This window comes from Streptomyces viridifaciens (assembly GCF_001888885.2).
GTDB classification, from domain to species: domain Bacteria; phylum Actinomycetota; class Actinomycetes; order Streptomycetales; family Streptomycetaceae; genus Kitasatospora; species Kitasatospora aureofaciens.
In genome coordinates this window covers 859,111-880,870 of sequence record NZ_CP090840.1, presented here as the reverse complement: position 1 = coordinate 880,870, position 21,760 = coordinate 859,111, and the positions used below count along the sequence as shown (strand labels likewise).

13 protein-coding genes and 1 pseudogene are annotated in these 21,760 nt (G+C 70.8%); 11 read left to right on the top strand and 3 right to left on the bottom strand.

Annotation, left to right across the window (positions count from 1 at the left end):
• Positions 1–29: 29 nt before the first annotated feature.
• A pseudogene (locus BOQ63_RS04025) lies at positions 30–365 on the bottom strand (protease pro-enzyme activation domain-containing protein); the annotation flags it as partial.
• A gap of 867 nt (positions 366–1,232) precedes the next feature.
• On the opposite strand from BOQ63_RS04025, the gene BOQ63_RS04020 reads away from it, so the two are divergent.
• From BOQ63_RS04020 to BOQ63_RS04005, 4 genes are all read left to right on the top strand, one after another.
• On the top strand, positions 1,233–1,814 hold the full coding sequence (locus BOQ63_RS04020; protein ID WP_072653396.1) for a PASTA domain-containing protein: 582 nt from the start codon (positions 1,233–1,235) through the stop codon (positions 1,812–1,814).
• A gap of 252 nt (positions 1,815–2,066) precedes the next feature.
• Complete coding sequence (locus BOQ63_RS04015) at positions 2,067–2,453, top strand: hypothetical protein (RefSeq protein ID WP_030555694.1); 387 nt, start codon at positions 2,067–2,069, stop codon at positions 2,451–2,453.
• A complete protein-coding gene (locus BOQ63_RS04010) occupies positions 2,423–5,080 on the top strand; it encodes a DUF6185 family protein (RefSeq protein WP_141763720.1) in 2,658 nt (885 codons plus the stop codon). The genes BOQ63_RS04015 and BOQ63_RS04010 overlap by 31 nt, the downstream gene beginning before the upstream one ends.
• A 196-nt stretch (positions 5,081–5,276) precedes the next feature.
• Positions 5,277–6,089, top strand: coding sequence for a C1 family peptidase (locus tag BOQ63_RS04005; RefSeq protein WP_030555689.1), 813 nt, complete (start codon positions 5,277–5,279; stop codon positions 6,087–6,089).
• A 205-nt stretch (positions 6,090–6,294) separates the two neighbouring features.
• Here BOQ63_RS04005 and BOQ63_RS04000 read toward each other — a convergent pair whose 3' ends face one another.
• Both BOQ63_RS04000 and BOQ63_RS03995 read right to left on the bottom strand, forming a co-directional pair.
• Positions 6,295–6,747 (bottom strand): hypothetical protein, encoded by a 453-nt coding sequence (locus tag BOQ63_RS04000; RefSeq protein WP_072653394.1) that lies wholly within the window; start codon positions 6,745–6,747, stop codon positions 6,295–6,297.
• Positions 6,747–10,775, bottom strand: coding sequence for a DNRLRE domain-containing protein (locus BOQ63_RS03995; RefSeq protein WP_072653393.1), 4,029 nt, complete (start codon positions 10,773–10,775; stop codon positions 6,747–6,749). Before BOQ63_RS03995 ends, BOQ63_RS04000 begins: the two co-directional genes overlap by 1 nt.
• Before the next feature lie 571 nt (positions 10,776–11,346).
• Between BOQ63_RS03995 and BOQ63_RS03990 the strand changes: the two genes are divergently transcribed.
• From BOQ63_RS03990 to BOQ63_RS03960, 7 genes are all read left to right on the top strand, one after another.
• A complete protein-coding gene (locus tag BOQ63_RS03990) occupies positions 11,347–12,522 on the top strand; it encodes a glutathione-independent formaldehyde dehydrogenase (RefSeq protein ID WP_030555682.1) in 1,176 nt (391 codons plus the stop codon).
• A gap of 423 nt (positions 12,523–12,945) precedes the next feature.
• On the top strand, positions 12,946–13,224 hold the full coding sequence (locus tag BOQ63_RS03985; RefSeq protein ID WP_030555681.1) for a hypothetical protein: 279 nt from the start codon (positions 12,946–12,948) through the stop codon (positions 13,222–13,224).
• Between the two features lie 527 nt (positions 13,225–13,751).
• The gene (locus tag BOQ63_RS03980; protein WP_046386664.1) at positions 13,752–14,303 is read left to right on the top strand and encodes a hypothetical protein; all 552 of its coding nucleotides are present in this window, start codon (positions 13,752–13,754) and stop codon (positions 14,301–14,303) included.
• 1,172 nt (positions 14,304–15,475) lie between these two features.
• Positions 15,476–17,908 carry a GMC oxidoreductase gene (locus BOQ63_RS03975; protein WP_046386665.1) on the top strand — a complete coding sequence of 811 codons (2,433 nt, stop codon included), beginning with the start codon at positions 15,476–15,478 and terminating at the stop codon, positions 17,906–17,908.
• Positions 17,909–17,921: 13 nt separating this feature from the next.
• The gene (locus tag BOQ63_RS03970; protein WP_072653392.1) at positions 17,922–19,763 is read left to right on the top strand and encodes a hypothetical protein; all 1,842 of its coding nucleotides are present in this window, start codon (positions 17,922–17,924) and stop codon (positions 19,761–19,763) included.
• Complete coding sequence (locus tag BOQ63_RS03965) at positions 19,760–20,830, top strand: alpha/beta fold hydrolase (protein WP_030555672.1); 1,071 nt, start codon at positions 19,760–19,762, stop codon at positions 20,828–20,830. Before BOQ63_RS03970 ends, BOQ63_RS03965 begins: the two co-directional genes overlap by 4 nt.
• Positions 20,827–21,756 carry an acetoacetate decarboxylase family protein gene (locus BOQ63_RS03960; protein ID WP_046386666.1) on the top strand — a complete coding sequence of 310 codons (930 nt, stop codon included), beginning with the start codon at positions 20,827–20,829 and terminating at the stop codon, positions 21,754–21,756. The genes BOQ63_RS03965 and BOQ63_RS03960 overlap by 4 nt, the downstream gene beginning before the upstream one ends.
• Positions 21,757–21,760 lie beyond the last annotated feature (4 nt).

The window sequence follows — 21,760 nt, the reverse complement described above, 5'->3', positions numbered from 1 at the left end:
TGATGGCGGTAGGACCTGGGACGGCTGGCTCAGAGGCCGTCGGGGAAGTCGTAGTGGCGTTCGAGGTCTGCCGGCGTGAACGGTCCTTGGACGCCCGTGCTCGTGTCCTGTGCGGTGGCCCGCCGTGCCACCCGCCGCTCGTCCAGGCCGAAGACCCCGGTCACGACCCCTGCCAGCTCGGACGGAATCTGCAACTCGCCCTCACGGCCGCGGAGTTCTCCTTGTTCGGCGCTGCGGTAGATGCCGAGGTCCGTCTGGAAAGCGGCGTTCATGGCGCTCGCCGGACCGCTGGCCACGACACTGCCCGGCTGGAGCCGGACTTCGTCGACCGTGAGTCCGTAGCGTTCCAGGACGGCCTTGGTCTTCTCGGCGTCCTCGCACCGCTCGGGGGGATCCGGCCGTCGGTGACCACCTTCCCGCGCAGCGTGACGGTCACGCTCACCGGAGCCCGGGCGTCCGCGTCCGCCACTCGAGTCGCATCGGCCATGGAGGGCCGTTCGCTTCCTTCCAGCACCACATGTTGCTCAGTCATCGTCGTCTCCTTGAACCGACTCGCGCTCAACAGCCCCCTGGCAGCGCCATGTACGGCCAGGCGTTGACCACTCGATGATGTCCAGCGCGTCGTCGATCCCCACCGGCTCCAGGCTTCGCACCGGCGACCGCGGTCCGTCCTGGCGGCCGTCGCCCGGCCCGGCACTGGAGGGAACGTCGGCTGTGACCGGCAGCCGGCAGCGTGGACGTCATGAGGCAATCAAGGCAGTTCGGGTAGTTCTGATACTTCAGGCGGTGAAGCCGGCCGCCCACCGTCCCGCCGGCGGGAAGGGACGGCGCGCCCGGGGTGTCGAAGCCGATCGACGCGACACAGGGGAAAGGAATTCGGAGAGTTTTTAACTGATCGTAATCGATCCTTTTGTTGGAAGTTATGTCCGTCGCTGCCGAGCGGTGACCGGGGCCGGGCACAGACCCCCGAAAGGGGCGGCCGCAGGCGGCGGTCCCGCGGCGGTGGATCTCCTGCTCGACGTAGGCGCGCCAGCTGTCCCCCCGGGTGCTTCGTTCTCACCGATGTGGCTCTCCGGTGGCTCACACCCTTCGACGGTGATCAAATGGAGTAAAGAGGAGTAAGGGCAGGGCAATTGCCGACAGACCCACGCCCTGTCCGCATGGAGTGATGCCGTCGCCCCCGCATCGGAGCGGGGGAGCGATGACGACGCCGAAAGACGCCAGGGGTAGCCATGCTCCGACTTCCGCTCCCGGCCGCATTTCCAGCCGAGACGCCCACGCCTTCCCCCAGTCCCGCGCCAGGCGGCTCGACCGTACTCACCTGGGGCCAGACCCTCGCCGCACTGCTGATCATCGCCGGGATGATCACCGTGATCGGCTTGATCCTCTGGGGAGCCTCCGCCGCGAAGGGCGTGACGGGCAGCGTCGCACGCAGCTGGATCGCGCTCGCCCTGACCGCCGGACTCCTGGCCGTCGGCGTACTCGCGTTCGCGGTCAACGACTCCACCACCCGCAGCACCCTCATCGGTGCCCTCGGCGCAGCCGTCGGCGCGGCCACCGCGTTCTACTTCTCCTCAAAGTCGACCGACCAGGCCCATGACCTGCTCACCACGTCCGTGGGAACCGAAACCGTACCCGACCTGACCGGACGCACCGCGGACGACGCCATGCGGGTGCTGAGCACGACCACGCTGAGACTGATGGTCGACCCGACCTCACCCGCTCCGGCCGCCGGCAAGAACGTCGTGAAGCAACAACCCCTCGCCGGCGCGGTGGCACCCAAGGGAACCACAGTCCTGGTGACCTACGGCTGACACGGCCCGGTTGCGTGGGAAGTCGGCGGGAAGGGGATCGGGGCGCTCGCTGCCGCCGGCCTGGTGCTCACGCCCTCCACCCCTGTGCGGGCATGCGGCTCGTCGAATGCCAACCGGACGGCACCCGCATTCGGCCGACCGGAGTAGGGGCCGCCGGTGTTGCCGGCCGTCCCTGCGGGGTGTCGGCTTGAAGCCGTTCGCCACCGAACCTAGGCTTCCGAAAGCCGCTCAGATGACATCGAGGAGCAATTCATGGGAAATCAGGAGGCCGCTCCCGAGCAGACGCTTCCGACATTCGAGGAAGCGAAGGGACTGGGTCCGCAGGACAGCCAGTTCGTTCGCGATCTCGTGGAAGTACTGGAAAAGCACGGTAACCTCGACCGTTTCGGCCTGTGCCTGCTGCACGAGCACTTTCCGGTCGCGGGCGACGAGGTCCTGGTCGAGACCCATGACCTCGCGGCACGCACGCTCCAGATCCGGGTCGAGAAGGCGGGCGCGACCGGTCACACCAAGCCCTCGCAGTGGCGGTTCGTGAAGACCGGACACGACAGCGGTGAGGTCGAGAGCCACGCCTACCAGGTGATCCTGCAGTGCAGTCCGATCAGCGGGTGCCCGGGAAGCAGGGGCACGGCGCGTTGAAGTACGAGGACGGCGGCGAGGTGAACACGAACACCTCGCCGCCGTCGCACGGTCGCAACACAGGGGTCCGCAGCGCCGCGCTGTACCGGTGGGGACTGTGCGCCGTGCCGTTGTTGGTTCTACTGGCGCTCTGGGGCGGACGGCCCGCCCGAGCGGATGCCCCGTCCGCGAGCAGCTGTCATGCGGAGCAGTTGACCGCCGCCCATGTGAACGTCGAACTCAGACTCGCCAACCACGCCCACACCACGGTCGAGGGCCGGGGAGTCACGACCGTCCGCGTACCCAGGTCCTGGGAGTACGCCGAAGGCCTGCTGCTGGAGAAGAGTTCTGTTTCCTACCGCAATGCGATGCGCTGTCTCCTGCGCGACGAGCAGGAGTCGGGGCGGCCTCCGCAACAGTACCTGCGCGGACGCGAGTGGCGTTCGTCCAATCCGGCGGTGAGCGTCGAGCCTGACTGGGTCGAGGTCGAGTACCCGACGATCTTCTGGTTCGACCAACCCGGTATGTTCCGCGTCGGGCCGTGGGAAGTCGATGTGCAGCCGGGCCAGTGGAAGCTGTCCCTCGTTCCGCCGACGGCTCTGGCAGGGGCCCGTTGGGACTCGGTCGCGGTCGATCTGGGCGGCCTGGAGGCATCCAGCGTGGCACCCGAACCCTCGGCCGCCGGCAACGGGACCATGCGGTGGGGCGACCCTGACCGGCCTCAGGAGTCGAGCTCCTTGCTGACGGTTCGGGTGGCTCCCCCGTGGCAGCGCGCATGGGCGGCGGTGAGCGGGAAGAGCGCGTTTCTCGTCAGCAACAAGATCGGGATGGCCGCCTGGTGGGTGGCCATGTCCGCCATCGTCGCGTTGGCCGCTCTACGCGCCCGTCGCCGGCCGGCCCACATCGAGGCCACCGGGCTCGAAATCCGCAGCAGCACGGTCCTGCTGCAGTGGGGCCTGGTCAGCGCTGTCGTCAGCCTGACGTTCCTGCCACCGCAGTACACACTCCTCGGTCAGGACCGTTGGAAGATCCTGATCGGGATTCTGGTCGGCTGGGCGTTGACGGCCACCGCCCGTCCGAAGAGGTCGGTGCTGCTGGCCGCCTCGCTGGTGGCGGCGGTCGGCGGTCTGGTAGCGGGCTGGCCGTCCCTGTTCGGCCTTCCCCAGAAGCTGTTCCCCCCCGGTACCGGGTCCGTCCACAGCTTCGCCCCGCTGGTGGCCATGACCGCGGCGCTCCTGTGGCTGTGGCTGGCCGGCCTGGCGCTGTGGACCTGGCGGCTCGCGTGTGAGGGCGGACTGATCCGGACACCGGCGTCACCCTGGCGGCTGCGCCGCCTCGGGCCGGTCCTGGCCGTGATCACCATCCTCCTGCTGGGGTGGGAGTGGTGGACCCAGGACCGCGGGTGGGAGCGGGCCAGCTGGCTGAGCGACCGCTCCGTGCAGGAGTACGGTTGGCTGCACCGCTCCTTCCTGAGCGAGCATCTGGTGTCCTACACCATCCAGCTTCCCGCATGGTGCGTCGCCGGGACCTGGGTGCTGACCGGCATCGCCATCATGGCCCTGCTACGGGCCAGGGACTTGGCGTTCCCCGTGCCGTGCGCGGATCCCACCAGGTTGGACTGCCTCCTGCTCGCCGTGTTCTTCGCCGTCGTGGTCGCCTACCGCCAGGGCTCGTACGCAGGAAGCCAGGCCGGGGCTGTCCTCTGGCTCGTCCTGGACATCGCCGGGTTCTACGCCCTGTTGGCGGTCGGCAAGCGGTGGGCGGTCCTGGCCCAGCACCTCGAGGGAAGCGGGGACACTCCGAGGCTGAGCGAAGCGATCACCGAGGCGGGCCACTCCGACCTCATCGCGCGTGCCCGCCGCTACCGGGAGCTGACCGACGAGCTCCGTGACATGGAGCCGGGGAAGAGCGAGGGAGCCGCGAGCAGACATGCGGCAGAGAAGGAACGGCACGCGGTCGAACGGGAGCTGAGCGGGCTGCACCGCTGGCGGTCGCCGACCGGAACCGCCAACACGGCACGGCCCTGGCTGCCCGTCCAGTTCACGGTCATGGACATCGCCCTGAGCTGGGGCCCGCATGCCAGGTGGTGGGAGAACGCCCGCAGGGCCGCCCTGCTGGCGGCCGCCTTCGGCCTTCCCGGCACTCTCCTCATCCTCTGGTTCCTCTACCAGGGGGAGCAGACCGAGTGGATGCACACCGCGCAGGACTCCTTCGGGGCACCCGAGATGATCCGGCAGTTCCTGCTCTGGGAGCTCACCGCGGCGGGCGCGGGCCTGGTGCTGGGAGCGCTCTGGCGCCTGCTGCCCGGCCGCCGCGGTCCGACACGCGCCCTGAGCCTGACCGCCGTCTACACCCTGCTGATCATCCTGGGGATCCTGGGCAACCTCCTCACCGACCAGCCACTCGGCAACTGGGCCATCGCCATCTGCCAAATGCTCCTGGTGCTGACCCTCACCAGCCTCGCCATGGACGCGGACACCTTCCGCGCCGAGCGGCGTCTGTGGCCCAGCCGCTTCGGACTGCTGCTCTCGATCTACCAGCTCCGCGGCTTCTCCGCACAGATCGCCTACGTACTGGCCCAGTTGGCCGTGCTGATCGCGATCGCGAAGTTCTTCATCGGCCCTGATATCCGGACCATGAAGTTCTGAATTCAGGCGCCGCTCCTGCTACTTCCGGACCCGCTCTCGGAGTTCGGCGATGCACGGCCCGCAGGCGAACACGGTACTGACCTGCCCGAGGGACGTGCGTTGGAGAGCGGTTGATCTCGGCATGGTCTGGATACAGACGGTACACCCGCGCCCGGTCACCGATCGCGCGCCGACAGACCGATCTGACAGGAGTGCCATGCCACATCCGACCACGCGTCGCACGGCCCGCTACGGCTGGGCACCGGATCTGCCCGACGCCCGCGACTTCCTCTACTCCGCACCGCGTCTCTCGCTCATCAGCCTGCCGCCCGCGGCGGATCTGCGCGGCCAGTGCCCGCCGGTCTACGACCAGGGCGAGATCGGCAGCTGTACCGCGAACGCCATCGCCGCGGCGTTCGAGTTCGAGCTCATGCGGCAGAACCTGCAGGCCTTCGTTCCGTCGCGGCTGTTCATCTACTACAACGAGCGGGTGATCGAGGGTCATACCAGTACCGACTCGGGCGCACAGCTGCGTGACGGGATCAAGTCCGTGGCAAACCTGGGTGTGTGCCCGGAGGACGAGTGGCCTTACGACGGCACACCCGCACTCTCCGACGGAGGCCCCTTCCCGCCGACCGCACGGGCCGGCCAGAAGCCTCCGGCGAACTGCTACACGGAGGCCCTCAAGTCCACGGTGACCGGCTACCAACGCGTTACCCGGGACATCAACCAGTTCAAGGCCTGTCTTGCGTCAGGCTTCCCGTTCGTCTTCGGATTCACCGTCTACGCCGACTTCGAGAGCGCTGAGGTCAAGAAGACCGGCGTCGCACAGCTGCCGACGACGGACGAGGAGGTGATCGGCGGACACGCCGTGATGGCCGTGGGTTACGACGACCAGACCGAACGCTTCATCGTCCGGAACTCCTGGGGGCCCGGCTGGGGCATGGACGGCTACTTCACCATGCCGTATGCCTACCTCACCGAGCAGGGACTCGCATCGGACTTCTGGACGATCCGCATCGTCACCTGAATCCGCCTCGTTCGACCAGGAGTTCTCCATTTCCACTGGTCAACGGCAACGTGTACGGCTGATTGGGCCAATGCTCCGAACCCTGCCCGGACCTCCTGGCCGGGTTCGTCCGGGCCGGGAACCGCGAGTGGTCGGGCACTCCTGAAGGAGTGCCCGACCACTCGCTTTCGCGTCCGGGCCACGACCGGCCGCCGTGGGGGTGGGATCAGGTCAGCATGACCCGCCAGCCGCCCGAGCCGTCCCGGCCGTCCAGGCGGAGGGTCAGCTCCTTGACCCGGCCGGTCGCGTGGAAGGTGATCCGTACGGTCTGCCGGTTCGCCGGGTCGTCACCGAAGTCGGCGGTGACCTCCCCGGCGGCTGCCGGGCCGTAGTCGCGGATCCACACCTCGGCCGCCGCCCGGCGCGCGTCGGCCGTGCCCTCCGCAGCGGCCAGCTTCACCAGCCGGTCCGCCGAGCCGTCGGCCAGGCGCCACACCACCTGCTGTACCAGGCCCAGCGTCTCCGGCACCGGGTATCCGGTGACCTTCAGATGCGGATGGGCGGAATAGTCGGCCGAGTGCTCCAGCCGGGCCTCCTCGGCGCCGCTCGAACAGCCGGCCAGGAGGCCGGCCGAGAGCACGGCCGCCAGTACGGCCGCCACCGGCCGTCCCCCCGCCATCAGTTGGTCCCGAGCGGACGCACCACAACGAACCATTCGATCGGCTCGCCCTTCTGCCGGTAGTAGGACAACACCTCGTTCAGGGTGGTGACACCCTTGCGGCCGTGCTGGCGCAGTTCCATCTGGGCACCCCAGCTGACCACGACCGCGGCGTGGTTGATCCGCGGCTCGTCGCGCCACTTGAAGAACACCACGTCACCAGGTCGGGCCTCGGAGGTCCAGCGCAACCAGGTCGAGTACCGGTAGTTCAGCAGGTGCCGGTGCAGGTTGGCCGCGCCGGCCCACGTGTAGCTGCGGTTCTTGTGCCAGCCGAACAGCCAGTAGTCGTTGGTCCACCAGGCGCCGTCCCAGGTCTTGAAACCGTATCGGGGGCGCATGCCGCCACCGTAGTACAGCGCCTTGGAGACGAAGTTGGTGCAGTCCTGGGGGAAGTCCCAGCCGATGTTGACGTTGCGGCGGGCCCAGTCGGCGGTGCCGTTGTAGTTGTACCCGGCCTGGACGGCGCCGGCGGCCGGCGGGGCCGGCTGGACCGGGAAGCCGTTGGCGTCCAGCGGCACGGCCTTCTGGGCGTCCGCCGGGTCCGGCTGCGTGCCGTCGGCCACCTCCACCTGGGCCTGCGCGGCCGCGGAGGAGGACAGCCGCTGCTGGGCCGCGAGGTCGTCGGCCTCGGAGACGAGGACCGCGGCGGTGCCGACGGTGAACTCGAACCGCTTCGCGCCCACGCTCTCGCTCGGCGAGTCCGCGCCGCCCGACCGGATCATCACGGAGTCCTTGACGGTGGCCCGTACGACGACCTTGCCGGCCGTCTGCTGGTCGACCACCACGTCGGTCAGGGAGACCGCCGCGGCGGTGTACACCTGGTTCTGGGTCGCCAGCGCCTCGCGGTTGGCGACCAGCGAGGCCTCCTGAGTGGCCAGCAGGTCGACGAAGACGGTGCCGTGCGCGGCCTCGGCGGCGGCGTCCGGCGCGGTGAAGCCGGCCTTCACCTTGATCTTGTTGCGGGCGTCCAGGTACTCCTGGACGTAGCCGCGGTACTGGTCCGGGCCGCCGGCCGTCGGCGTGCCCTGGGACACCGCCGAGGCGACCGGGGCGGCGGCGCCGTAGCTGTTCCTGGCGGTGACCACCACGCGGTACGAGCGGGAGTTGTCCAGGCCGGTGAACGTGGCCCGCAGATCGCCGGTGGTCACCTCCTGGACCGGGACGCCGGCCGAGGTCTCGACCCGGACGGTGTAGCCGACCTCGCCGACCGAACCGCGGTCGGCCGGGGCGTTCCAGGAGACGACCAGAGCACCGTCGCCGCTGACGGTGGTGACCTGTTCGGCCGCACCCGGCGCGGTCGGCGCCAGGTAGTCGAGGCTCAGCTCGGGCCGTTTCGTGGGGTCGGCGGCGGTGGCCGAGGAGTAGCGGGCCGCGCCGGTCCAGCCGGCCGGCGGGCGCAGGGCCAGGCCGTAGGCCTCGCCCTTCTCGATCCACGAGCCGACCAGCGCGGACAGGTCGGTCTCCGACAGCTTGGCTGCGGAGGCGTAGCTCTCGGCCCCGGCGGACGCGGTCAGCGCCGTGCCGCCCTGGCCCGGAGCCCAGGCGCCGCCGAGCTGGAAGACGTCCACGGCGGCCTCGTCGCAGCCGGCCGTACCGGTCGCGCAGTCCGAGCGGGTCAGTGCGAGCTTGCCACCGATCACCCGGGAGCCGGCCGGGACGGCCGACAGGTCGGGCTTGAGCCAGCTGGTCCAGCTGCTGCCGTCGGGCATGGTGCCGATCCGCAGTTCGGCCGGGTCGGCGGCCGGGCACGCGCCGGTGTCGCAGCCGCCTCCGGTGGCCGCCGAGGCGTCGGCGAGGGTGGGACCGGTGAGGACCACGGTGGTCGGCGCGGGCGGCGTCGGCGGGGCCTGGACGCGGACGGCCAGCGGCTGGTCGGCGGTCCACGCTGAGCAGCCGACCGCGGCGCAGGCGCGCGCGGCCCAGGTGTAGTCGCCGCCGTCGGTCACCGCGCCGTCCGGCACCTGGACGGAGGCGCGGGTGCCGCTCTCCGCCCAGGCCGGGGCGATCGAGGTCGGCAGCGGCTGGCCGTTGCTGCCCTTGAGCACGAACTCGGTCCGGAGCCGGCCCTGGTTGGGGTTGGTGACCAGGGCGGAGAGCACCGGCGTGAGGGTCTGCTGGGCACCGGTCCGCAGTTGGCTCGGCACGTCCGGCAGTGGGCTGACACTGAAGGTGGCCCAGGCGGACCAGCCCAGGTTGTAGTGCAGGCCGTCGTAGGGCGAGGTGCGGAACCGGTAGGTGTGGCCGTACTGGAGCAGGCCCGCCGGCACGGTGACCTCGGCGGGGGTGCCGCTGGGCACGTAGCCGGAGACGTTGACGTTGCCGACCTGGGCGCCGGAGATGGCGTCGACCAGCTGGAAGGTGCCGGTCACCTTGTCACCGTCGGGGTCGATGAAGGTGTCCCGGAGCACCGGGGTGGTGGTGTCGACCCGCCAGGTGCCGGTGCCGTCCTGGCGGAACGGCGGACCGGCCTCCTGCTTGGTCCCCGTGCGCGGGCGGTAGTTGTAGTTGACCGTCAGCTTGGGGACGTTGGTGGCGGCGTTGGCGGAGTTCACCTCCTTCCAGTACTTGGTGCTGACCTCGTCGGGAGCCCGCAGGCCCATCCCGGAGACCTGGTTCTTCGCCGAGGCCCAGGCCTGGACGAGGTCCGTGACGTTGGCGGTGATCCAGCCGTCACCGCCGCAGGCGTCGCGGCCCTTGGTCTCGGTGGACGTGGCCTTCCTGGCGTTCCAGGAGGGCTGGTTGGTCCAGCGCGAGGCGGTGGAGGCGAGCCCGGTGTCCCACACCTCCCAGGTGTAGGGCAGGCAGTCGCTGTTGCCGGAGTGGATGTTGTACAGCGACAGCGTGGCGTTCTGGACCAGCGCGTCCGCGATCGAGGAGGTGTTCCAGTTGATCAGCGAACGGGCTTCGCGCGAGCTGCCGTCGGCGTTCTTGGTGCCGGAGTTTCCCCAGTACAGCTCGACGTCGGCCGACCAGTCGACCGTCTCGCCCTTCTGGACCCGGGTGTCGAGCACGTTGCCGAGCCCGGTGGTGGACGGGTCGACGGTTACCGGGTAGACGGTGGCCGGGTCGGCCAGGAAGGCGGCGTCGGGGGTGAAGACCAGGTCGACGTCGTCACCGTGCTGGACGACCCTGAGGTCGACCCTCGCCTGCCGGGGGTGCTCGCTCGACCCCGTCACGGTGGTGGCGTCCCACATCACCGGCGCGGGCAGTACGGCGCGCTTGCGCCCGTTCTTCCGGTCGGCGAACAGCACGCCGCCGTCCGGCTGGGCCACGGCCTTCAGGCCCTTGGCCCGGAACGGCATGGTGTAGGAGTAGGTCCCGGTCGACGGGCGCTTCTTGAGCGTGACGAACTGCTCGAAGCCGTTCCGGTTGGCCTCGACGACGAGGTCCCCGTCGCCGTCGCCGATGGCGTCCCGGTACACGGCGCGCGGGCCGTCCAGCTCGGGCGCGGGCAGGCCGCCCTTCCACTCCAGCGCCAGCTCGTCGTCGCCGGAGCCGAGCGACACCAGGGTGCGGGAGGGCTCCGCGGCAGCGGGCGCCGTGACGGCCTGTGACTCCGCGAGGGTGCGGGGCCGCTTGCCGCCGGGGCCGGCCAGCTTCATCGCGTGCGGGTGTGCGGCGGGGGCCACCGAGCCGTCGGGCGCCCGCTTGAGAGTCAGATCGACGTCGGTCCATGTGCCGTCGCGCAGGAAGCGCACCGGTCCGGCGGCGAGCTCGGTGGTGAGCGTGCCGTCCGGGTTGACCCAGGTGGTGGACACCTCGCTGCGCTCGGACACCGCCTCGACGCGCCGGCCGGTGGAGCGCGCGGCGACCCGGGCGGCGGCGATGCTGCCGGTCGGGTCGACGGCGGCCGCCGTCGACGGCGTGCCGGGGGAGGGCTTGGGCTGCGGCTTGGCGGCGAACGCGACCGGCGCTCCTCCGGCCAGCGCCAGTGACAGTGCCACCGCGAGGGACAGCGGACCGGCGAAGGTCCGCCTTGGAATATGCATGAGGGTTCCTTGACTCGCTCTTGGTTGAAGAGATCCGGAGCATAGGCAAGACCGTCCAGGGGTGGCATCGCACCAATTCGGGGCAAAGTAGTCGAGATTCTGAATCTTTCCTTAAGAAGTTGATGAGATCGTGACGCATCTTGTACGCACGAATTCGAATGGGCCCGGCGCTGTCCTCTTACGGATTGCGAGCCGAATCCGGGTCTACGCGATGGGGTGGGCGGCCGTCACCGCTGACGGCGTGTGCGGACCAACGTCCGCGACGGCCCCCGCACCCCCGCACGGTGAAGCCCCCCGGGCGGCTGGGCCCGTACACTGCCTGGCCGCCCGTGCCGTGGCTCGGGGGCAAAAAAATCGGCTGATCGACCGGTGAAGGGTTGTTTCGCGTCGGAGGCCGACGGGGACCCGCAGGTGTGCGGCCGGGTCGGCCGAAGCTCCGCCCGGAGGGCCGGCGGCCACGGACCCGCGCATCAACTTCCGGGACCGCGCAGCACCTTCCGAGAGTCGGGCTCTTCGCGTCGACTCGTCATCGCCGTGCCGCGGTCATGCCGTGGCAGCAAGGGAAGTCATCATGAAAGCAGCGGTATATGAAGGACCGCGAACGGTCACAGTGAAGGACGTGCCGGACGCGAAGATCGAACACCCCTGCGACATCATCGTCAAGATCACCACCACCAACATCTGCGGTTCGGACCTGCACATGTACGAGGGCCGCACCTCGTTCGAGTCCGGCCGCACTCTGGGGCACGAGAACATGGGGCAGGTGGTGGAGGTCGGCCCGGCCGTCCGCAAGGTGCAGGTCGGCGAGTACGTGGTCCTGCCCTTCAACATCGCCTGCGGCTTCTGCAAGCAGTGCGAGCAGGGTCTGACCAACTACTGCCTGACCATGCAGCCGGAACCGGCCCTCGCGGGAGCCGCCTACGGATTCGCCGAGATGGGCCCCTACCAGGGCGGCCAGGCGGAGCTGCTGCGTGTGCCCTACGGCGACTTCAACGCGCTGCGCCTGGGCGAGGACGCCGCCGAGCGGCAGACCGACTACGTGATGCTCGCCGACATCTTCCCGACCGGCTACCACGCCACCGAGATGGCCCACGTCAAACCGGGCGACCAGACCATCGTCTTCGGGGCCGGTCCCGTCGGGCTGATGGCGACCTACTCCGCCCTCCTCAGGGGCGCCGGCCGCGTCTGGACGGCGGACCACCAGCCCGACCGGCTGCGCAAGGCGGAGGAGATCGGGGCCATCCCGATCAACACCGCCGAGCAGAATCCGGCGGAGGTCGTCAAGGAGGCCACCCTCGGCCTTGGCGCCGACAACGGCTGCGAATGCGTCGGCTACCAGGCCCACGACCCTCAGGGACACGAGGACGCCAGCCTCACGCTCAACGGACTGATCGACTCGGTCAGGTTCACCGGCCACATCGGCGTGGTGGGCGTCTTCCTGCCCCATGATCCCGGCGGCACGGAGGCCCAGGGTGAGCTGGAGGCCCAGGGCAAGGTTCCGATCGACTTCGGGATGATGTGGTTCAAGGGCCAGCACATGGGGACCGGGCAGGCTCCGGTGAAGAGGTACAACCGGGCGCTGCGGGACCTGATCGTCGGCGGGAAGGCGAAGCCGAGCTTCGTGGTCTCCCACGAGCTCAGCCTGGACGAGGCCCCCACCGCCTACGAGCACTTCGATGCCCGTGACGAGGGCTGGACCAAGGTGGTCCTGCACCCCAACGGACACGGCAACGGCCACAAGCGGTGATGGATCCAGGGCCGCCGGCCGCCTCGCCGCCTGGTCTCCAGGACCGGCCGGCCGACAAGTGCGTCCAGCCCCCGGCTTCGGCCGGGGGCTGGACGGGCCGTCGCCACCTGCGGTCCAGCAGCTCGACGTGCGCGCACTCGTACCACAGGGCGCTCGCCGAGCCCGGGGCATGGCGCCCCTGAGGAGGTGGGTGGCTCTCCAGTACGAGGACTTCCAACGGCCGTACGACCAGCGCCGGATCCATCGAGCAGATCCACCCCGAACTCGGCGAACCCGCCTACCAGGCGTGGACGGACAAGCCCGACCGCCATCCGTACTGACCAGGACTAGAGGACCGGAGGACCGGCAGCCAGGCCGCAGCGTATGCCGGGTGTGTCCGGCCAGCGGCTCTTCAGGCGCGGACGGATCCACTCGGGAAGTTCGATGTCCTTGCCGACGGCGCGGGCGATGGGGTTGGCGAACCCTCGATCCGCTGTCCGCCTGCGGCTGTGGACCGCCGTGGGCACCGCTCCGGTGCAGCTGGGGACGCACGACGAGGCCCACGGGATCGCCGCAGAGCGGATCGAGGCCGCCCGTGGGCTGGACCGGCGGACAGAGCGCATGTGCCTGGACGTCGACCGCGGCCCACACGTCACCGGCCAGGCCCGGGGCCAGGGCCTCGGAGTCCCGGCCGGCGGGCACGAAGCTGCTGCGGCTGAGTGACAAGGGGGCGGCTCCCCGGAAATGTTCACGATGTGACGAGTCGGGCCCTCTTAACTTCTTCTGACACTCGACTGTGTCGCCCGGAAGGCGGTTGCCCGCGTCCGCCACCCCTGGAGGTCATCCTCGTGAATCTTCGACCCTGGGCCGCAGCGTCCCTGGCCGGTGTGGCCATCGCTCTTGCTCCTGCGCCTGCAGGCGTCGCCGCGCAGGCGTCCACACTGCACGCGCCCGGTTCCCCGTGGCCCCGGCAAGAGGACGGGGAAGGGGCAGGAGAAGGGTATGGGGAGGGGGAGGGGTACGGGGAGGGGTACGGGGAGGGGCACGGGGAGGGGCACCGCCGTCACTACAGTCCCTGGCGCCACTGCTTCAGCGCCCGCCGCGTCGTGCTCATCGACAGAACCCTCAGGGCGATTCTGACCAACAGCCGGCGTGGGCCGGAGGCTCTCGTTCTCCAGGGGAGTCCGCCGTCCTCGTCCTCGTCGCCGGAGGCGCCATGGGACAACTTCTCCGTTTCAACGTATTTGGACGTGAACTATCCCACCCAGACCAGCAACCAGTACGAGTTCCAGATCCGTGGCTTCTTCAGGGAACACCCGGTCTTCGTGGTCAAGGCCTTCGACCGCCACGAGCGAGCCTTCCCCTTCGCAGCCGCCCGCTGCGTCGACGACTTCTACGACGACGACCACCGCCACCACGAGGACGGTGACCGCGATGACCACGCGCGTCCGCACGACGGTGTGGCTGCCGACGGAGGTGGCCCGTCCGGCGCCCCGTCACCCGAGGGAGGGGACCAGGGGCACAACGGCCAGCCCGCACCGGAGACCTCCACCTCCGGCGGCACCAGCCTCTCTCCTCCGCCCGGTGGCGAGACCTTCGGTGAAAGCATTGGGCGCCTGGGCGCGAAGCGCATCGGGATCGCGTCCGGCGGCCTGCTGATGGTTCTGGGAGCGCTGGCTGCGGCCTGGCTTCGCCGACGCCGTCGGAAGCGTGCCACTCGGCCGGAACAGGGACCGGCCGCACCTCCGACCCCTGACGGTGCATCGGATCAGGAGCCCGAGGTGCCGCCGGCCCAGCCGTAGCGAGGGGGAACGGCCGGCGTCCCGGCGGAACCGGTCAGGAGGAACTGCCGCTTCCGGAGGACGTCGGCGTGGCCGAGGAGGTCGGCGTGGCCGAGGAGGTCGGGCGGGGGTCGTGGGGGCAGATCCAGTTGGGGTTCTTGATTCCGAAGCTCAGGCCCCACTCCCTGTCACAGCCGCCCCAGTATGCTGCGACCCGATCGCAGTACGGGCCGCCGTAAGAGTGACAGGGGCGCACTGATTCCTGCGGGCCCGGATTCGTGGAGAGTGGCCAGGACGATTCGGCCTTGCCCAGCGACGTGCCGGAGGCTCCGACCATGCGGACCCGCGTGGCATCGGAACCGTGGGATGTCCGGTCCATGAGGAAGAGGGGCAGGCCGAAGGCCGAGACGGAAGCCGCCACCGATGCGGCAGCGAGAGCGCAGCGGGTCAGGCGCATGACTGTTCCTCCTGGCTTCGTGGTCTGTGGCAGGTGCGGACGAACTCTGCGCACGAGTGCCGCCGCCGTGAGCGCCGGAGTTGAACGTATGGTCTGGAAAACTCCCCGGCAGCCAGCGAACCGCCAATCAGGCGGCCTTGTCCCGGTTCTTCACTCGAAGGGTCTCGTCCCCTCGCGGAGATCGACCGGGACGGTTCGCCCGCACCCGAGAAGCCGTAATGAAGCCGGACTTCGCCTGCCGTGCGGGGACCGGACGGGGGCGGCGGCCTCGGCTCACGCGCCACCGTCCAGGAGTTCACGCCCGCCTGCGTGGGCTACGACGGAAGTCCGGTTGCCGACGGGCCGTTCGTCTTCGACCCGGCGACTCGAGGGCCGGCTTCCGAAGGACGCGCGCCACACCCACGACGTTCTGCCCGACCACTGGAGTCGCGGCAGCGGACATGCCGGTTCCGCCCGCGCGAACGCCCGCGAGGACGGGATGGCCGGGCCGTCAGGCGAGGCCTCCGGCGCCGAGGCCGCTACGGAACCGCCGCACCGTTATGAGGCGGGGCGAGCCCCGGGTGACATCGCGCCCGGCCCGGCGCATGGTGGAAGTAAGGGGCGGCGCGGGGGAGGGGGCGTCGGTTCCGATGTCCGGTCCCGCGCCGGACCTCGACAATTCGCATACGGATGGACTGTCGGAACGGGGCCACCCGGTGGCGCCGATGCCCCTGAGGACCCGACAAGGGGAACACCGATGTCGAACGAACGACTGCCCACCCGCTCCTCGGACCGGGACCGTGCCGGGGATGACGTCGACGTCGTCGTGGTCGGCTCGGGCTTCGGCGGCTCCGTCGCCGCCTACCGCTTCGCCGAGCGCGGCCGGTCCGTGGTCGTGCTGGAACGCGGCAAGCCGTACCCGCCCAACGGCTTCGCCCGCTCGCCGGCCGCGATGGCCCGCAACTTCTGGGATCCGGGCCGGGGTCTGTACGGCCTGTTCGACGTCTGGTCCTTCCGCGGTCTGGAGGGGGTGGTCTCCAGCGGCCTGGGCGGCGGCTCGCTGATCTACGCCAACGTGCTGCTGCGCAAGGACGAGAAGTGGTTCGTGAAGGAGTCTCCGCTGCCCGGCGGCGGCTACGAGAACTGGCCGGTCAGCCGTGCCGACCTCGATCCGCACTACACCGCGGTCGAGGAAATGCTCGGCGCAACGCCCTACCCGTACGACGACACGCCGAAGACCCTCGCGATGCACGAGGCCGCCGACCGGCTCGGTGTCCCGATCGAACGGCCGCCGCTCGCCGTCACCTTCGCGCCCCGGCCGGCCGGCACTCCCGTCCCGGGTGCCCCCATCCCCGAACCCGAGTACGGCAACCTCCACGGCCTGCCCCGGAGCACCTGCCGGCTGTGCGGCGAGTGCGACGTCGGCTGCAACTTCGGCGCCAAGAACACCCTGGACCACACCTACCTCTCGGCCGCCCGGCACCACGGCGCCGACCTGCGCACCCGCTGCGAGGTGCGCGGCTTCGCGCCCCGGCCCGGAGGCGGCTGGGAGGTCCGCTACGTGGTCCACGACCCCGCCCGCGAGGGCCATCCCACAGCGATCGACCGCCTCCCACTGCAACGGATCGGGTGCAGGCGCCTGGTGCTGGCGGCCGGCACGTTCGGAACGACCTACCTGCTGCTGCGCAACCGGGCCGGGCTGCGCGGCATCAGCCCGGCCCTGGGCAACCGGTTCAGCGGCAACGGCGACCTGCTGGGACTGGTGCTCAACGCGACCGACGGCGCGGCCGGGCGCGGTCCGCGCCGGTTGGACAGCAGCACCGGCCCGGTCATCACCAGCGCCATCCGGGTCGGTGACGAGCTTGACGGGGACGGCTCCTCGGGGCGCGGCTTCTACGTCGAGGACGCGGGGTACCCGGGCTTCGTGGACTGGCTGGCCGAGGGGGTGCAGGTCCCGGGCGAGGTCCGCCGGACGGTGGAGTTCGGCCTGCACCGGCTGCTGTCCCGGTTCGGCGGTACCCGGCACAGCCACGTCAGCCGCCAACTCGCCCTGCTGCTCGGCCCGGGCGTGTTCTCGGCCTCGGCGCTGCCGCTGCTCGGCATGGGCCGGGACGTGCCGGACGGCCGGCTGAGCCTGTCCGGGGACTACCTCGAGGTCGACTGGACGGCGGAGACCTCGCTGCGGTACTTCGAGCGCGTCCGGTCGACCATGCGCGAGGTGGCCGAGGCACTCGGCGGCGAGTTCGCCGACAACCCGCTGTGGTGGACGTACCGGGTGATCACCGTGCACCCGCTGGGCGGTGCTCCGATGGGCCGCCACCCCGCCGAGGGCGTCTGCGACTCCTACGGCGAGGTGTTCGGCTTTCCCGGGCTGTACGTGTTGGACGGCTCGGCGCTGCCCGGGCCGGTGGGAGCGAACCCGTCGCTGACGATCGCCGCCTTCGCCGACCGGGCCTGCGAGCACATCCTCGACGAGTCCTCCGTGCCCGCGACCGCGGCCGCCGCGCCGCTGCCGGCCGGTGCCGTGGCGTCGGCCTCCGACCCGCAGCCGCAGGCCGACGGGCCGCGGGCGACCAGCCTGTCCTTCACCGAGGAGATGAAGGGCTACGTCGCCCTCGACACCGAGGACCCCGAGCAGGGGCGGGCGCTCGGCCGCTCCCGGCACCAGCGGCTGATGTTCCGGCTCACCATCACCGCCTCCGACGTGGACCGCTTCGTCGTCGATCCGGATCACCCGGCCACCGCCGCCGGCTACGTCGACTGCGACCTGCTCGGTGGCCGACTGCCCGTCGAGCGCGGATGGTTCAACCTGTTCACCCGCGGCGACGACCCGAGCCGGCGGCTGATGCCGTACCGGCTGCACCTGCGCGATCCGGGCGGAAACCCGCTGACCCTGGTCGGGCACAAGGACGTGCACGACGACCCCGGCTTCGACCTGTGGCGCGACACCTCGACGCTCTACTACCGGTTGCTCTCCGGGCACGTCCTCCCGGACGGCGACGCCGCCGCGCCGGTGCTCGGCGCGGGGGTCGTCAACATCCTGGTCAGGGACTTCGTCCGCCAGCTGACCACCTTCCGCACCGCGGGCCCGCACCCCGCGCGGGCGCTGGAGCGTTTCGGCCGGCTGTTCCTCGGCGAGCTGTGGGCCGTCTACGGCCCGCAGCTCGCCCGGGCCCGGCAGCCGGTCTGACCGAGGAGCCGACATGAAGGCGCACGAGCTCCGCAAGCACGCCGAGGAGATCGGCTTCACCCCGCAGGAGCAGACCCGGTGGCTGGCCCCGGGAGAGCTGGCCCGCACGGCCGTGAAGGTTGTCCTGGCCACGGTCTTCGCCGGCTACGCGGACAAGAGGGAGATCCAGGGCGCGCTCTCCGAGCGTCCGCTGCACGCCCCGCTGTGCGAGCCCGGGGCGCAGGAGCTGTGGATCGACTTCGTCGCCGACCTCGGCGACGGCTTCGACGCGACGAGCTCGGTGGCCTGGACGCTGGCGGCGGAGAAGCTCACCGTCGACGCACCCGGTCCGGCGCCGCCCGGCCTGACGAGCCGGGGCGCGCTGCTGGTGCTCGGCGGTGACGAGGTGTACCCGGTGGCATCCGCGCGCGGCTACGAGGACAAGATGAAGGGCCCGTACCGCGCCGCCCTGCCGACCGCCGACGACCATCCGCTGCTGGTCGCGCTGCCGGGCAACCACGACTGGTACGACGGCCTCACCGCCTTCCTGCGGATCTTCGCCCAGCAACGGCCCATCGGCGGCTGGCAGACCGCACAGAGCCGCAGCTACTTCGTCGTGCAGCTGCCGCAACGGTGGTGGCTGATCGGCCTGGACAGCCAGCTCGGGGAGTACTTCGACGACCCCCAGCTGCGCTACTTCCAGAAACACCTGTCGGCCAACCTCGAACCCGGGGACGGCGTGATCGTCTGCTCCGCGGAGCCCACCTGGGTGAAGAGCGCCGACAGGTCGGCCGACGCCTTCGACGCGCTGCACTGGTTCGACCGCAACTACGTCCGGACCAGGACCGATCCGCAGACCGGCGAGCAGCGCCCGACCGGCGCGTCGATCCGACTCTGGCTGACCGGCGACCGGCACCACTACGCCCGGTACGCCGAACGGCTGCCCGAGGACACGGCGCCCACCGGCCACCTGCCGCCCGACCCGCGGCGGCGCCAGATGGTGACCTGCGGCCTGGGCGGCGCGTACCTCTCGGCGACGCACCGGCTGCCCGCCGCGCTGCCGCTGCCGCCCAGCGGGTCGCGGCTGCGGGAGAGGGACGACCCGCCGGTGGTGTTCGACCGCGCACGGGCGACCGACCCCGACGCCGCGGACTCCCGCCGGATGGCGCGCCGCCTCGCACGGCCCTGGTCCCCGTACTGGCTGCCGCGCCGCAACCCCGGTTTCGCCGAGCTGACAGCGGGCGTGCACGCCGTGCTGTTCCTGCTCCTGGGCTTCCTGTTCGCCCTGTCGCAGGGCGTGCTCAAGCCCGTCGACGCCGTGCGCCACGCCGACGGTGGGGCCCTCGGCAGTTTCGTCGGCGGTTTCTGCGGTGCGGTGGCGGTCTTGTTCCTGCTTCGTCTGCTCTACCGGCTGCTGCGCCCCCATGTGCGGGCGAAGCCGTCCACGACGCTGGTCGCGTTGCTGATGCAGGTCGCGGTGGCGCTGGCGGTCCTCGCCGTCGCCGTGGGCGTGCCGTTCCCGGACTCCTGGTCCGGGTGGGCGGTGCTGATGGCCTGCCTGGTGCTGGCCGCGCTGGTGGGCGCGGTGCTGGGCTCCGAGGCGTTCGCGCTCTGGATCCTGTCGGCGCGCAGCGGCGCGGCCACCGACTGGCAGATGTCGGGCCAGTCGATCGAGGAGCACAAGGGCTTCCTGCGACTGCACCTCGCGCCGGACGGCGACATCACGATCTACCCCCTGGCGCTCGACGGCATCTGCCGGGAATGGGACCTGCAGGACGACCCGGCCCTCGGCAAGCGGCCGGTGCCCGCCGCGCCGCCGACCGTACGGCTGATCGAGGACCCCGTCGTGATCGCGCGGAACGCGAGGACGCCATGACCACCGTTCCACCACCCACCACGGCGGCCGGGCGGACCACGCGCCGCGACCACGTCACCGAGGTCCGCCCGCTGACCGCCCTCGACGGCCGGCCGCTGACCCTGGTGCACGTCCAGGGCCGCCACCCTCCCACCCGGGGCCCGGTGCTGGTCGCGCACGGCGCCGGGGTCCGGGCCGAACTCTTCCGCCCGCCGCTGCCGCGCACCTTCGTCGACGCCCTGATCGACGACGGCTGGGACGTCTGGCTGTTCAACTGGCGCGCCTCGATCGACCTCGACCCGGTGCCCTGGACGCTCGACCAGGCGGCCGCGTACGACCACCCCGCCGCGGTGGCCCACGTGCTGGCGGCCACCGGCGCGGACCGGCTCAAGGCGGTCGTGCACTGCCAGGGCTCGACCTCGTTCATGATGGCGCTGGCGGCCGGGCTCCTGCCCGAGGTGGACACCGTGGTCAGCAACGCGGTGTCGCTGCACCCGGTCGTCCCCGGCTGGTCCAGGTTCAAGATCGGCCGTCTGGCCCCGCTCATCGCCCGTGCCCTGCCGGCCATCTCGCCCGGCTGGGGCGACAAACCGGAGGGCCCGCTCTCCCGGCTGATCGTCGGCTTCGTCCGCGCGACCCACCCGGAGTGCGGGAACAGGGTCTGCCGGATGGTCAGTTTCACCTACGGCACCGGCTGGCCGGCCCTGTGGTCCCACGAGAACCTCGACGAGCGGACGCACGACTGGATCCGCGGGGAGTTCGCCGACGTCCCGATGACGTTCTTCGCGCAGATGAACCGGTGCATCCGGGCCGGCCACCTGGTGCGGACGGAGCCCGTCGCCACCCTGCCGCGGTCCGTCGTCGACCGGGCGCCCAGCACCGACGCGCGGATCGTCCTGCTCGCCGGCGAGCAGAACCAGTGCTTCCTGGCGGAGAGCCAGCAGCGCACCTTCGACTTCCTGCAACGGCACCGCCCCGGCCGCGACAGCCTCCACCTGCTGCCCGGCTACGGCCACCTCGACGTCTTCCTCGGCCGCCGCGCGGCGGCCGACACCTACCCGCTGATCCTGAAGGAGCTCGGGCGATGAAGCCGATCCTGTCCCTCGCCCGGCTGGGGTTGTCGCTCGTGCCGTCGCCGTACCCGAGGCGGCAGCGGCGGCTCGCCGGACGCAACGCGCTGGTCGACGGCATCCCGTTCGAGATGCCGGTCAACTCGGCGGACACCCCCTGTCTGATGGCCGCGTTCACCGTCGACCGAGCGGCGGCCGCCCGGCTGCTGCCCGGCGGCGAACTCCACCCGGTGACCCTCCCGGGCGGCCGCGGGCTGCTCATGATCACGGTCGTCAACTACGTGCGCACCGACATCGGCCGTTACATCGAGTACTCCATCGCGCTCGCCTGCACCCACGGCAACCGGCCCGCGCCGCCGCTGCTCCCGGGGCTCCTGCGGGGCGTCTTCGGCACCGGGCAGTACGTCCTGGACCTTCCGGTGAGCAGCGAGATCTCGGTCAAGGGCGGGAAGGGCATCTGGGGGATGCCCAAGCACCAGGCCAACCTCGACTTCCGGGTCACCGACGCCACGGTGTCCAGCGAGTACCAGGTCGACGGCCAGCTGGGGACGTTCATCTCGATCGACCGCCCGCCCGCGACGGCGCTGCCGCTGCGCGTCAAGGCGGCGAACTACTGTGCGTTCCGCGGCATGCTGATGAAGTCGTCCATCTACTTCGAGGGGGAGGCCGACATCGCGTTCGGCAAGCGCGCCCGGGCCCGGCTGCTCCTCGGCGACGCCCCGCAGGTCGTGGCCCTTCACGACCTCGGGATCACCTCGAACCCGCTGTTCACCATCTACCTGCCGTCGACCCGGGGCGTGCTCGACGACCACTTCGAGTGCTGGTTCCTCACCAGCGAGGCGCCCGGCCAGAGCTACGGCGAGCCGATGAAGAGCGTCGTCGACCTCGGCCTGTCGCAGCAGTGGCTGGACCCGCCGCGCATCGACGTCGGCGCCCGGCCGTGAAGGA